Source organism: Pseudofrankia sp. DC12, from assembly GCF_000966285.1.
In the GTDB taxonomy this organism is placed as follows: Bacteria; Actinomycetota; Actinomycetes; order Frankiales; family Frankiaceae; genus Pseudofrankia.
The window spans coordinates 2,724,615-2,738,110 of sequence record NZ_KQ031391.1; the positions used below are offsets into that span (position 1 = coordinate 2,724,615).

Genomic DNA, 13,496 nt, shown 5'->3' on the forward strand with positions numbered 1-13,496 from the left:
GCCGCCGGCTCGTGCGGCCAGACGGGCGGGCAACGGGAGTCAGGCAGCCGACGGTGAGCAGTGCGGCTGCGCCGCAGCCAGGCCGGCGTCGGGCTGGGGCGCGGGTGCCGCCAGAACACAGCGGTCACGCCCGGCCGACTTGGCCGCGTAGAGCGCGCGGTCGGCGCGGTCGACCAGCTCGGCCGGGCTCGCCGGCAGCGTCGTCGAGGCGGCCCCGACCGACACCGTGACCGGCAGCGCGGTGCCGTCGTCGACGGCTACCGGGCTCGCGGCGACCGCCAGCCGCAGCCGCTCGCCGAGCACGTACAGGTCGTCCTGGTCGAGGTAGGTGGTGAGCAGCGCGAACTCCTCCCCGCCATAGCGCGCCACCACGTCGGCGGACCGGGCGACCGCGCGCAGCCGGCGGGCGACCTCGGTGAGGGCGCGGTCGCCGGCCGGGTGGCCGAACCGGTCGTTGACCGACTTGAAATGGTCCACGTCGATGAGCAGGAGCGCGAGCGTGGCGCCCGGCCGGCTGGCCCGGACCGAGGCGAGCGCCAGCCGCGTCTCCAGGAATCGCCTGGTACACAGGCCTGTGAGCACGTCGGTGTTGGCGAGCCGCCGCTGGCTCACCTCGGCGTACCGCATCCGGATCATGATGAGGGCCGTCGAGATGACCATGGCGATGGCGCTGACCAGCTCCGTCACCTCGTCGGTGTTGCCACGCGGCACGACCAGCGTGAGCGGCGGAATGATGCCGGCCAGGTAGAGACCACACAGCCGTGCGCGGCCGAGCCCGGGCGGCTTGGACGACGGCTGGGCGATCCCGGCCATCGTCGGATGCAGCGCCGCCGCGCCCAGCGCAAGGCTCCCCGCGAGCCAGATCCCGTCGAGCGGGCCACCGACCGTGTAGACGGCGTGCAGCTGCCGCAGTCCATAGCCGGTATCCGCGGCCAGGACGGCGAACAGGCTGGCACTCAGCAGGATGAAAGCGGGCGGCCGGAATCCCGTGCCGGCGACGAGTCGAACGCCGATCGTGAACAGGAGGAGATCAGCGATCGGGTACCCGATCGCGGTCCAGGTGACCAGGCGGGGGATGTTCTCGTCTAGGCCCGGCCCGATCAGGTGCAGCACCGACAGCGTCGTCGCTCCGGTGGCCACCAGGAGCCCGTCCAACAAGGCTGGCAGTTCGCCGCGGGGTGCGCGCCGACGAACGATCAGCAGGAGCCCGGCGGCCAGGACCGGATAGTGCGCCAGGTACAGCAGCATGCTGACCGCCAGAACCCACTGGTCACCCGACCGGAACTCGGCGGCGTAGAAGACCACGCTGGCGCTCGTGAAGAGCAGCTGAGCGAGCACGATGAGCAGCCAGGGCCGGCGCGGCTCCGGCTGGTGCCGCCGCAGGCCGGCGAACACGGCGACGGCCGACGAGACGCCGATACCGCAGCCGGCGACCATCCGCGCGACCAGCCACCCGCCGGACGCCGGGACCTCGATGTAGCCGACGGCGGCCACCGCGCCGGCGCCCAGGTAGCCGAGCCACAGCCAGTCGTTCCCCAGCCCCGGCGCCGGCGCCCGGACCGGTCCGGGCGAGCCCCCGGCGCCGGCGGCCGCCCGATCGGGGCCAGGCCCGGCGAAGCCCGGCGCCAGCGGCGCGGCCGGATCCGATGCGGCGCCGGCGGGGGCGCAGACCGGTTCGGATGGTGACGGCTGCGAGAAGCTCGCGGATCTGCGCGGGGCAACCACGATCATGGCGCGTGCGACGGCGGCCGAACCGGTCAGCCCGACCGGGGTCGGCGGCTGACTACCGGCCGGGGCGGGTCCGGGATGGGGCGACGGCGCCATCGGTTCCGGGCGGGCTCGGCGTAGGTCATGAACCGGGGCCATGCGCAGCCTTTCGCATGTCTTCCTGATGGCCGGGACGGCCGTTGTCCCCGCGACCCACTTCTGGGTCAGTCGGGCGCTGGTCAGTCGAGCGCGCTACCCACCGGGAGCAAATGTTCGCCACTGGGAGCGGGCAAACCGCGAGTTCCAACCCAACCGTACCGAGTCGTCGCTCTTCGTATAGCTGCCGGGACGGGACATGTGACACCTTTGGGCCACCCTTGTGCAGGTACGCTCACGCAACGTGCGATTGGGTCTCTCCGGGACCAGCAAACCCACCAGTCGTCCGTGAGCCACCACTCACAGCGCTACGGGTGCCGCCGACGGCGTCGAGTCGCCGGCCGGACCGTCGCCGTTCTGGCAGCCCAGCCGTCGCGCAGGCGGCTGCTCAAGAGCGGTAGAGCACATCAAAGTCCCAGAGCCGGGCTCGTCATGTCCGGGACGACAACCGGAGAAGGCAGGAGACGATGTCCGGGTTCCTGCGCCGAGTGGGTGGGGCCTGTGCCGCCCACCCGTGGCGGGTGACCGCCACCTGGGTCGTGGCCCTGGTGGTCGCGCTCGGGCTGGTCAGCCTGTCCGGCGGGACGCCGCAGGACAACTACGACACCCCGGGGTTGCCATCCCAGCCGACATCGCCGACGTCCAGGACCCAATCGTCTCCGCCGACGGCTCCACCGCGGTCATCGTCGCCGAGCCGACGGTCGGCCCGAGCGACGCGAGGGCGTCCGCGCTGGTCCGCCACCTGCGCGCGGACGTGCTGCCGCCCGGCGTCGCGATCACCGGCTGGACCGCCGCGTTCACCGACATCTCCGCGTACCTGGCCGGGCGAGTCTGGGTGGTGCTGGTCCCGGCGACGATGGCCCTCCTCGGCGGCGCCAACTGGTGGCTCCCCGGCTGGCTGGACCGCCTTCTCCCCCACGTCGACCTACACGGCGGCCAAGCCACCGTGCCGGCCACGGAGACCGTTCCCCTCCCCGCACCACGCGACCAGACACCCACCGAAGAACCGGCACCCATCACCTGGCAACGCCAACGAGGTCGGGAGCCGCGTCAGCGGTCTCCCGACGCTCGTACCCCCGAGCGAGACGCAACCACGCTGCCAACCACGCCAAACATCGAGCCCGGTCGTACAGACCGAGCTCGGTCCACGTAGGGAGGGCGCTCAGCGCCGCCAGGCGAAGTAGCCGGCGGGCGCTCCGCGCCCGTTCCGGCCGCTTCGCCCTTTAGGCGAAGTAGCGGGAGATGAACTCGGCGACGCAGACCGGCTTGGTCCCACCCTCGCGCTCGATCGTGACCTGGTTGACGACCTGGACGCCGCCGGCGACGTCCTCGACCGTGAGGTTCTTGATCTGAGCCCGCAGCTTCGAGCCGACCGGTACCGGCGCGGGGAAACGCACCTTGTTCAGCCCGTAGTTGACCGCCATCGAGATCCCCTCGACGTGCACCACGTCGTGGAACAGCACCGGGATCAGCGACAGGGTCAGGAAACCATGGGCGATCGGCCCACCGAACGGGCCGGACCTGGCCTTCTCGACGTCGACGTGGATCCACTGGTGGTCACCGGTCGCGTCGGCGAAGGTGTTGACCTGCTCCTGGGTGACCTCGACCCAGTTGCTCGTCCCCCAGTCCTGCCCGGCGAGCGCCCTGGCGCCGTCGATCCCCTGGATGGTCGTGCCCATCGCGCTCCTCCTAGATCAGCCCAGCCAGCGCCAGGCCGGTTTGGCCCACGGCGCCGACGCACGGTCCTCGGTCGGGGCGCCGGCCCAGATCGACGCGGTGGCCGCGGCGATCAGTATCCCAACCTTGCGCCCCACATGCCCGCCTCAGCCCCGCCCTGCCCGGGGCCGGGCGGCTGGCACCTCGTGGCACCGCTCACGGCCACCGTGGAACCTGCCGGATGCCTTCGCCAGGCGAGCCCGTCACCGAGGCCGTGGCAGGTCTACTTCCATATTTCTGATCTCGCCGCCGTGGACCGCGTAAATAGGCGGTCCCGGATACGCACAGGCTGCCGTGATCGCCGCCAGGTTGGCGAGCAGCCAGCGCGCCATTCAGGACCGGCCAGGTTCTGGTTCACGATGTAGAAGCACCGGGCCCCATGCGTCAGGACGGCTTCCTGCTCCGCGGGGCGACGCCGGATCCGGGCATCCTTCATGAACACCACCCAGCCGAGTCGGGCCGTGTCCTCGATCCACGTGACGTCAGCCACGTCCTCGTCCTGCGGGATGCCGTAGTGCTCGGCAAGCGTGGTTTACCGCAATCCAGCGGCGCGCAGCATCCGAGGCACGGCGATCCGGCCAGGGCTGCGGTCGACGAACACATGTGGCAGCCCGTCGGGATGTCCGACGGCGTCAGGCGGCGTTTCTGCTGGCAACTCGGATCGCCGTGCACCGCCGCATGACCGGGCACCTGGCGGGTGTAGCCATTGGGCCGGATCCGCAGCCACGGGAGGGCGCCGGGTAGCCGGCGGGAGTCTCACCCGCCGGCCCCCACAGATCCGGACGTGAGCCTCTCGACTCATCCGGCTCGTGCTGTCCTACCGACCGCCAGCGGTTGCTGCCAGTGCGCGAACAGTCCCGGGTCGCGGCGACGTACCTCCGCGAGGAACCGTAGCGACCGGCGCCACCGCCGTCGGAACCGCCTGTATTTGCGTTGCAGCCATCGCGCCAGGTAGGCGTCGATCAGGCGGAGGGTCGGAGCCAACCGAGACGGTGTAAACGCACCGTAGTAGTTGATCCAACCCCTGATCAGCGGATTGATTCTCGCTGCCAGGTCCTGGAGAGTCCCGGCCGTGCGCCGATGCAACCTCCACCGGCGTATCTGGCGGCGTAGCCGTTTGGCATTCCTGTCGCTGATCGCGGGAGTGAAACCGACGAACAGTGCCCCGTCCCGGCGGCGAACCGTCCGGGCATGGAACGTGTACCCAAGGAAGTCGAAGCCCGTCGGCCCGTCCCAGGGTTTCCTCCGTCCGTCGTCCGCGCAGTAAACGACCTGGGTCTTGGACTCGTTCAGTTCCAAGCCACATTCCGCCAGCCGGCCGCGTATATCCGCCAGCACCCTGCGAGCCTGCTGCTCGCTGGTGCAGTGCACGACCACATCGTCACTGAACCGCTCGAACAGGACACCCGGAAATTCCCGGATCATCCAGGTGTCGAACGCATAGTGAAGATAGATGTTAGCCAGCAATGGTGACACAGGCGACCCCTGCGGGCATCCCCGTGTCCGTTCTTCCCGGGTCCCGTCCGCTCGGACCAGGGGAGCCCTCAGCCAGCGCTCCACATACAGCCCGACCCATCGGGTATCCCAGTCGAGGTGCCGGTGCACCGCCGCCATCAGCTTATCCCACGGCACGCTGTCGAAGAACGCCCGAATATCCAGGTCGATGACCCAGTCGTTCTTCCAGCACCGCGTACGTGCGGCCGCGACCGCGTCCAGCGGCGAGCGCCCTGGCCGGTACCCGTAGGAGTCCCGATGGAACATCGGCTCCACTCGCGGGTCCAGGACCAGCACGGCCACCGTCTGCGCGACCCGATCCGCCACGGTCGGCACCGCCAACACGCGCGAGCCACCCTCCGGCTTCGGTATCACCACCTCACGCAACGGCGACGGGAAGTAGGTACCCGACGACATCCGATTCCACGTCTTGTACAGGTTGTCTTTAAGCCTGCTCTCGAACGTGGCGATCGACGTCCCGTCGACTCCCGCCGCACCCTTGTTGGCCCGGACTCTCCCAAAAGCCTCCACGAACAGCCGCTTGTCAATGTCAAACGGTTTCGGCTGTGACACGCCGACCGGCTCCTCCCGCATCCAACGGTTGACCGACACATTGTCACCGGACAGCCCGCCCCCTTCGCTCCACCCCCATTACAGGAGTCTCCGCGCTACTACGAGGCGGTCCGCCCCTTCCGTTTCCACCTTCGGTACTCTGTCCTCACGGATTCCGCCGCTTGGAGTTCTCCCTCACCCACGCCATACTCGACGCGAGACGTGGCATACGGAAAGTTCCCACGTTCCACACGGAAGCCCGGACCGGGCTCGCGCCACCTGCATGCCGGACGCCGTCTGGGCAGTAGACGGGTAACCCCCAGACTCATCCCGAAGCCGTTTCACTGCCCCGGTTCTGACGCCATCCACATCTTTTCGACACTTCAACGGTGGTTCGCTCGCGCTCGCCTTCCCGGCCCACACCTGACACGATCACCGCCGCGCCTTTTCCGTCACGCTCACGACCCCAGCTGTTCGGCTGACGCCGCTGACGGCGGTTTGTGACCACCACCCGCATGGCGATCACGGAGGGCCAACCTCCATCTCCCGTGCAGCACCCCTCCAAAAGATCACCGTCTACCTCAGATCGGCGTCTCCCTTCGAGTTCGTGGCGCAACGAAGCAGCGATCATGAACCGCCGAGCCAGCCGGTGGCCGAGCCTCAGCCCGGCCACCGGCCGGGGCCTTGGCTGCGCGCGGCTGGCGCTGTGGTCCCGGTGCTAGCCGACGGGGGTGAGGGCCGAGCGGGCGCCTGGGAGTGTCGCGGAGACGCCGTCGGCGATGGTCAGGTCGGTGGCGAAAGCCTCCGGCGGGGGGCAGGTGCAGACGAGGTTGCGGTCACCGTAGGCGCCGTCGATGCGGCGGACTGGGGGCCAGTACTTGGCCGCGCGCAGCGACGTCACCGGGTAGGCGGCCACCGAACGAGGGTAGGCGTGGTCCCAGACGTCGCCGGTGACCATCTCGGCGGTGTGCGGGGCGTTGCGCAGCGGGTTGTCGTCCTTCGGCCAGGTGCCGTCCGCGACCTTGTCCGCCTCGGCCCGGATCGCGGTCATCGCGTCGCAGAACCGGTCGATCTCGCCGAGGTCCTCGCTCTCGGTCGGCTCGACCATGAGCGTTCCGGCGACCGGGAACGACATCGTCGGCGCGTGGAAGCCGTAGTCGATCAGCCGCTTGGCGACGTCGTCGACGGTCACGCCGGTGTCCCTGGTGAGCTGGCGCAGGTCGAGGATGCACTCGTGCGCGACCAGGCCGTTCTGGCCCGCATAGAGCACCGGGTAGTGCGGCCGCAGCCGGCTGGCGATGTAGTTGGCGTTCAGCACCGCGACCGAGGTGGCGGCCGTGACGCCCTCGGCACCCATCAGCCGCAGGTAGACCCACGGGATCATCAGGATTCCGGCCGAGCCCCACGGTGCTTCGGAGATCGGGCCCACGCCGGTCGCGGGGCCGGCCTCCGGGCGTAGCGGGTGGTTCGGCAGGTAGGGCAGCAGCTTCTCGCCGACCGCGACCGGGCCGACACCGGGGCCGCCGCCGCCGTGCGGGATGCAGAAGGTCTTGTGCAGGTTCAGGTGGCTGACGTCGGCGCCGAACTCACCCGGCTTGGCCAGGCCGACGAGCGCATTGAGGTTCGCGCCGTCGACGTAGACCAGGCCGCCAGCAGCATGGACGATCGCGCAGGCCTCGCCGATGCCCTCCTCGTAGACGCCGTGCGTCGAAGGGTAGGTGACCATCAGCGCGGCGAGCCGCTCGGCGTGCTGGCTGGCCTTGGCGGCCAGGTCGGCCAGGTCGACGTTGCCGTCGCCGTCGCAGGCGACGACGACGACCTTCATGCCGGCCATCGCCGCGCTCGCGGCGTTCGTGCCGTGCGCCGACGACGGGATCAGGCAGAGATCCCGCGCGGGGGCGCCGGCCGGCGTGTGGTCACGGTGGTAGGAGCTGATCGCCAGCAGGCCCGCGAACTCGCCCTGGCTGCCCGCGTTCGGCTGCAGCGAGATGCCCGCGTAGCCGGTGACCTCGGTGAGCCACCGCTCCAGGTCCGAGATCATCTCCAGGTAGCCGGCGGCCTGCTCCACCGGAGCGAACGGGTGGATCTCGGCGAACTCGGGCCAGGTCACCGCGGCCATCTCGGCGGTCGCGTTGAGCTTCATCGTGCAGGAGCCGAGCGGGATCATGCCGCGGTCCAGGGCGAAGTCGACGTCCGACAGCCGGCGCAGGTAGCGCAGCATCGCCGTCTCCGACCGGTGGCTGTGGAAGACCGGGTGCTCCAGGTAGGCCGACGTGCGGACCAGGTCGGCCGGGATCGCCAGGCTGTCCTGTGCGTGGCTGTCCGGGGCGGCCACCCCGAACGCGGACCAGACCGCGGCGAGGTCCGCGTCCAGCGTCGCCTCGTTGCAGGAGATCCCGACGTGGTCGTCGTCGACGAGGCGCAGGTTGACCCCGTTGTCGAGCGCCGCCGCGACGACGTCCGCCGCGCGGCCGGGCACCCGGGCCAGCACGGTGTCGAAGTAGGAGTCGTGCACGACCTCGACGCCACCGGCCCGAAGCCCGGCGGCGAGCCGCGTGGCGTGATCGTGGATCGTCGCCGCGATCCCGGCCAGCCCGGCTGGACCGTGGTAGACGGCGTACATCGAGGCGAGCACGGCGGGCAGCACCTGTGCGGTGCAGATGTTGCTGGTCGCCTTCTCCCGGCGGATGTGCTGCTCACGGGTCTGCAGGGACAGCCGGTAGGCCGGCCGGCCGTCGGCGTCGACCGACACCCCGACCAGGCGGCCGGGCAGGTTGCGCTCCAGGCCCTTGCGGACGGCCAGGTAGCCAGCGTGCGGGCCACCGAACATCACCGGCAGGCCGAAGCGCTGGGTGGTCCCGACCGCGATGTCCGCGCCGAGCTCGCCGGGCGACGCCAGCAGCGTGAGGGCGAGCAGGTCGGCGGCGACCGTCACCACGATCTGGCGACCGGTGGCCTGGGCGATCACACCGCGCAGGTCGCGGACCTCGCCGTTCGCGCCCGGGTAGGACAGCAGCACGCCGAAGGTGTCGGCAAGCACGGCCGCTGGCAACGCGCCCGCGGCCTCCTGCGGCTCCTCGCCGGGCTCCGCGGTCAGCGCCTCGGCCGGCCCCTCACCGGGCGCGGGCGACGGGATTCGGGTGAGGCCAGCACGAAGATCGGCGACGTGCACCTCAAGGCCGAGCGCCTCAGCCCGGGTCCGCACGACCTCGATCGTCTGGGGCAGCGTGTCGGCGTCGACGAGGAAGGTCGACCGCTTGGCCTTGTCGGCCCGGTGGGCGAGCTGCATCGCCTCGGCGGCGGCGGTCGACTCGTCGAGCAGCGACGCTCCGGCGGTGGCGAGGCCGGTGAGGCCGGTGACCATCGTCTGGAAGTTCAGCAGGGCCTCCAGACGGCCCTGGGAGATCTCCGGCTGGTACGGGGTGTAGGCGGTGTACCAGGCCGGGTTCTCCAGCACGTTGCGCTGGATCACCCCTGGCATGACGGCCGGGTGGAAGCCGAGGCCGATCATCGTGGTCACCCTGCGGTTACGGCCCGCCAGCGCGCGCAGTTCGTCGAGCGCCGCGCTCTCCTGGACGGGCGCGGGCAGCGCCAGCGCCTCCGCGCGGATCCCGGCCGGAACGGCGGCGTCGGTGAGCGCGGCGAGCGTCGGATAGCCGAGCTCGGCGAGCATCGCGGCCTGCGCACTGAGGTCCGGGCCGATGTGCCGATCGGCGAACACCGGGTACGAGGTGGCCGGCAGCGTCGGCGTACTGGTCGCGTTCTCGGTCATTCGGGCCACTCCGGTGGGTCAGGCGGGCCTCGGCTGACGCCGGGCTCCACGTCGGGGCCCAGGGCGGGCGCCCCGGGAGACAACAGCGGCTCCTGCCGCCCCGCCGGCATTCACCGACGACGCCGGACCGCCTCGTCTCCCCCTCTGTCATCGGCCTGAGAGCTTCGCCGGCCCGGAGGCCGGCCCGGACGCGGCTGGCGCGCCCTGGGAGACCTTCGTGCCCGGCTTGCACCGTCGGCGGGACACCGCGAGGCGTCCGCTTTCCAGAGTTGCCTGACCCGGCGGTTGGGTGCCTGAGAGTTTGTGGGGAGGTCTTGCTCCTTCGGCGCCACGGGCTGGTTTGCCCGGGACTCTCCCGCACGGGTGTGAGCGGCACAGTATGCAGTTGGCTTGCAGGTGATGCTCAGTATCCAGCAACCAGCGCGAGCCTGCCATTAGCTGGCAGCGCCACGGTCGACGGGCCGACTCGGCCCAGAAACGGTCCGTGTGCGATCTGTAATTCACAGTGCTATTCGTGAGGTGCGCCACATATTCGATCGACGAAGGCGGCGACCGAGAGCCGCGCCCAAACGCGGCTCTGTGTTACGCGGCCCTGGCTCCTGCAACCCGATCTCGCTGGCCAGGCTTCCGCCCGATGTCACCGAGCGAGCCTATCGGCGCTTCCAGGCCGGGGCCACCGAGCGGCGGTCCGCGAAACCAGCTCGCAACACGCCGACGGCCCAGCCGCCGTCCTGGCCGGCTGGGCCGTCGGCGCGTTCCGCCGCGCGCCGCGGCCGCGGTCTCGCTTACGACCTGGTCAGCGCCGGTTGACCTTCTGGATCGCCGCCACCAGCTCGTCCTTCGGCAGCCGGGCCCAGTCGGCGATCGACAGCGCCCGCGCGGCGGACCGCAGGTCGGCGATGGGCGCCGAACCATCCAGCTGCCCGTGGACGCGATCACCGTAGCCCGGTAGCTGACCGCCGGCCGGCGCCATGAAGCTCATACCGCCGGCCGACGGGCTCGCCGGGACGGGACGCGGCGGGTTCGGGTCCGGCCCAGGCCGCGAGCCAGTACTCACGGCGGTCGGCCTGGTCGGCCCCTTGAGCTCTGGGGCGAGCGGTGCGGGCGGCGCGCCGGGCGGCCTGGCAGACCCCGACGGCTTCGGCGGCGCAGGCCCGGGTGAGGCCGGGGTCGACCGAGGCGCTGGGCGCGCCGGGGCGCCGGGACTCGTCAGCGAAGCCTTCGCATCGGACGGCGGGGCCTTCCGAACCGGAGCCGCGCCGGCGGACGACCGAGCGCCGGCACCGGCGGCCGGCCTCTCGGCGGCCTTCTCGCGAACCACGGGCTTCTCAACGACCTTCTCGACAACGATCGGCCTCTCAACGATCTTCTCCCTGAAGACGGGCTTCTCGACAATCTTCTCGACGACCACCGGCCGTTCGACGACCTTCTCCGTCACCACCGGCTTCTCGATCTCGATGACGACCGGCCTTTCGACGATCTTCTGCCGGATGACCGGCTTCTCGACCTCGATGTCAAAGGGCCGCTCGACAATCTTCCGGCGCAGCACCGGCTTCTCGACCTCGATGACGACCGGCTTCTCCACGACCTTCTGGCGCAGAACGGGCCGTTCGATCTCGACGACGACCGGCTTGACGACGGCCTTCGGCTTCAGCACCGGCATCTCGATCTCGACGACGACCGGCTTCTCGACGGCCTTCACGGTCGGCGCCTGGCCTGCGGCCGGCCGGCGGCCAGACGATGCCGATGATTTCGCGGCGGATACCGATCTGCCGGCCGCGGCCGGTCTCCCGCGCGGCGCCGCCTTACCAGCTGATCCGGACTTTCCGGCGGCTACCGACCCGCCACCCGACGCCGACTTGCCAGCCGGCGCGGACCTGCCACTCGATGCCGACTTGCTCGCTGGGGCGGACTTTCCGGTGGAGGCGGATTTGCCGCCTGACGGGGAGTTGCCCGCCGGGGCGGACTTTCCGGTGGAGGCGGGCTTGGCGGCCGCCGCTGACTTGCCGCTCGCCGCCCGGGGCGGCGAGCTCGGACGTGCCGCCGGCCTGGCGGCTGAGGATGCGCGGGCCGTCGACCGGGCGGATGAGCTGGCCCGCGCCGCGGGCTTCGCCGGCGCGGGACGCGTGGACGGCGCCCGGGCTGCCGGCTTCGTCGCCGCTGTCGAGGCGCGGGGAGCCGAGGTCCTGCGGGAGGAGGACGCGGCCGACGGCGCGGCGGGCCGGACCGTTCCGGACCGCTTCGCCGACGTCGTCTTGGGCGCGGGAGCCGACCTGTCGGCCAGTGGCTTGATGGCGCCGCCCGAGACCGTGGCCCGCGGCTGACGGGACCGGGTCGTGGCTGGCTTCGCCGCCGCAGGCGGGGCGGCAGGCCGCTGCTCCCAGTGGTCTCCGACCTTCTCGTGCGTGTGCCGCAGCTTGGCATAGGCGACGAGGTTCGCGCGCTGGCCCGCTCCGAGCTCGTTGACGGCAGCGTCGTGTGCCTTCTTCCAGGCCACCACGGTCGCGTCGTCGGACTTGGCGATCGCCGATGGCACGCCTGCGCGCAGCTTGTCGGTCGTCGTCTTCGTCGCCATCTGCATCACCTCTTGGCTATGGGCATCGAGATCGCTGGGAGCTGGATTTCCCTGGCGCAGGAATCAAAGTCCGCGGCCGCCGGGCCCCGCGGATCGATCCTGGGCGCCTTGGGCGCTCCGCCGGCGACCCGATAGGGCTGTTCTTCCGGCGAGCCCCGCGTGTTCCGCCGAGCCCCGCGCCGTCCGCGGTCGACAGACGATCGGCACCACGTCCCTGCCTGCGTGTCGAGTGTCCTCATCGGTCCCGACCCGTTGTCGGGCGTTCTCGTTGTCGGTGCGTTCCCGGCTCGCGCATCGCAAACCGCGACCCGACCGCCGCATGCCGCGAACCCGCGGCCGGCTCAGGTCAGGTGAGCTCATCGGCGCCCGCCTTGGCGGCCTCCACCTCCGTGGCCGCACCATCTCGCTCCCGCTCGAAGAAGGGCTCGACCGCCCGGTCGGACGCGGTCTGCCGGAACACCTGCCGGGTCATCTCCTGGTCGGTCGCGCCCTCACCGGCTTCGGCCGTCCTGCCGCGGGCCGGCCCGGCCGCGGTCTTGCTGGAGCGGGCGTCGGCCTGTCCGGCGGCCCTTCCCCGGTTGGCCGGCGCGCTGGTCGGAGTCGTCATCTCGTCTCCCCTGCCTGGTCCTGCTTTCACTCTCATGTCGCCAGGTACCCGGCGGTCGGGCTGGTAGCCGGGCTTCGCCGGCCGGCTTGGCCGCTTCGGTGGATTTGAGAACGTGTGTCCGGTCAAGCCGGAGCGCGGGCCACGTCTGATCGACCAGCGAGCGGACGCGGATCGGCGACGATGACAGGACGGACCACGATGCGGCGAGGAGCAACGATGCCGAAGCTGGAGCACGACGGCGAGGTGTACGTGCTGGATCTCGGCGACGGCGAGAACCGGTTCACGAAGGACTGGCTGGCCGAGGTCAATGCCCTGCTGTCTACGGTCGAGGCGGCGGACGGGCCAAAGGCGCTCGTCACGGTCGCACGTGGAAAGATCTGGTCAAATGGGCTCGACCTGGACTGGATGATCGCCCATACCGATGAGCTGACCGACTATCTCGGCTCCGTGCAGGCCTTGTTCGCCCGAGTCCTGACACTGCCGCTGGTCACGGTCGCCGCGCTGCAGGGCCATGCCTTCGCCGGTGGCGCCATGCTCGGGCTCGCGCATGACTTCCAGGTGATGCGGGCCGACCGCGGTTTCTGGTGCCTACCCGAGGTCGATCTGCGGCTTCCGTTCTCTGTCGGCATGTCCAGCCTGATCTCCGCGCGGCTGCCGGCCAGGACCGCGGCCGAGGCGATGGTCACCGGTCGCCGGTACGGCGGCACTGAGGCCCTGGCCGCCGGTATCGTCGACGCCGTCGCCGCGGCCGGTGTCACGGACGTCGGCGAGGCGCAACGGGCGATCGAGACCACGGCCGTCGAGATCGCCCGGCCGCTCACCGGGAAGGCCTCACCGGCCCTCGGCGTCATCAAGTCCCGCCTGCACGCGGCGACCGTGGCGGCCCTGCACGCGATGGAGCAGGTAGGCCTTTAGGG

At 71.0% G+C, this 13,496-nt stretch carries 11 protein-coding genes, 1 pseudogene and 1 riboswitch; of the genes and pseudogenes, 4 read left to right on the top strand and 8 right to left on the bottom strand.

Annotated elements, in window-relative coordinates; all coding sequences use genetic code 11:
- Positions 1–39: 39 nt before the first annotated feature.
- Positions 40–1,731, bottom strand: a complete 1,692-nt coding sequence (locus FRADC12_RS10800) for a GGDEF domain-containing protein (RefSeq protein WP_232303723.1) — start codon at positions 1,729–1,731, stop codon at positions 40–42.
- 646 nt (positions 1,732–2,377) lie between these two features.
- On the opposite strand from FRADC12_RS10800, the gene FRADC12_RS29525 reads away from it, so the two are divergent.
- Positions 2,378–3,016, top strand: coding sequence for a hypothetical protein (locus FRADC12_RS29525; protein WP_045876552.1), 639 nt, complete (start codon positions 2,378–2,380; stop codon positions 3,014–3,016).
- A gap of 70 nt (positions 3,017–3,086) precedes the next feature.
- On the opposite strand, the gene FRADC12_RS10810 is transcribed toward FRADC12_RS29525, so the two are convergent.
- Positions 3,087–3,542, bottom strand: a complete 456-nt coding sequence (locus FRADC12_RS10810) for a MaoC family dehydratase (RefSeq protein ID WP_045876553.1) — start codon at positions 3,540–3,542, stop codon at positions 3,087–3,089.
- Between the two features lie 260 nt (positions 3,543–3,802).
- Positions 3,803–4,069, bottom strand: a complete 267-nt coding sequence (locus tag FRADC12_RS34845; RefSeq protein WP_198152859.1) for a PIN-like domain-containing protein — start codon at positions 4,067–4,069, stop codon at positions 3,803–3,805.
- Between FRADC12_RS34845 and FRADC12_RS31115 the strand changes: the two genes are divergently transcribed.
- A complete protein-coding gene (locus FRADC12_RS31115; RefSeq protein WP_157488798.1) occupies positions 3,959–4,261 on the top strand; it encodes a hypothetical protein in 303 nt (100 codons plus the stop codon). The genes FRADC12_RS34845 and FRADC12_RS31115 overlap by 111 nt on opposite strands.
- Positions 4,262–4,377: 116 nt before the next feature.
- Here the strand turns inward: FRADC12_RS31115 and ltrA are convergent, their stop codons facing one another.
- From ltrA to FRADC12_RS32155, 3 genes are all read right to left on the bottom strand, one after another.
- A complete protein-coding gene (gene ltrA, locus FRADC12_RS10815) occupies positions 4,378–5,646 on the bottom strand; it encodes a group II intron reverse transcriptase/maturase (RefSeq protein WP_232303511.1) in 1,269 nt (422 codons plus the stop codon).
- 697 nt (positions 5,647–6,343) lie between these two features.
- Entirely contained in the window at positions 6,344–9,397 is a 3,054-nt protein-coding gene (gcvP, locus tag FRADC12_RS10820; protein ID WP_045876554.1) for an aminomethyl-transferring glycine dehydrogenase, read from the bottom strand.
- A gap of 272 nt (positions 9,398–9,669) precedes the next feature.
- Positions 9,670–9,765, bottom strand: a riboswitch (glycine riboswitch).
- Between the two features lie 428 nt (positions 9,766–10,193).
- Positions 10,194–11,099 carry an IMCp domain-containing protein gene (locus tag FRADC12_RS32155; RefSeq protein WP_198153179.1) on the bottom strand — a complete coding sequence of 302 codons (906 nt, stop codon included), beginning with the start codon at positions 11,097–11,099 and terminating at the stop codon, positions 10,194–10,196.
- A 157-nt stretch (positions 11,100–11,256) separates the two neighbouring features.
- Here FRADC12_RS32155 and FRADC12_RS32160 point away from each other — a divergent pair, with 157 nt between their 5' ends.
- Positions 11,257–11,721, top strand: a complete 465-nt coding sequence (locus tag FRADC12_RS32160) for a hypothetical protein (RefSeq protein WP_198153180.1) — start codon at positions 11,257–11,259, stop codon at positions 11,719–11,721.
- Positions 11,722–11,780: 59 nt separating this feature from the next.
- Here the strand turns inward: FRADC12_RS32160 and FRADC12_RS34850 are convergent.
- Positions 11,781–11,978: pseudogene (locus tag FRADC12_RS34850) on the bottom strand (ChaB family protein); the annotation flags it as partial.
- A 340-nt stretch (positions 11,979–12,318) separates the two neighbouring features.
- Positions 12,319–12,579: a hypothetical protein gene (locus FRADC12_RS10830; RefSeq protein ID WP_045876555.1), complete on the bottom strand. Its 261-nt coding sequence runs from the start codon at positions 12,577–12,579 to the stop codon at positions 12,319–12,321.
- Between the two features lie 216 nt (positions 12,580–12,795).
- On the opposite strand from FRADC12_RS10830, the gene FRADC12_RS10835 reads away from it, so the two are divergent.
- The gene (locus tag FRADC12_RS10835) at positions 12,796–13,494 is read left to right on the top strand and encodes an enoyl-CoA hydratase-related protein (protein WP_045876556.1); all 699 of its coding nucleotides are present in this window, start codon (positions 12,796–12,798) and stop codon (positions 13,492–13,494) included.
- Positions 13,495–13,496: the final 2 nt, after the last annotated feature.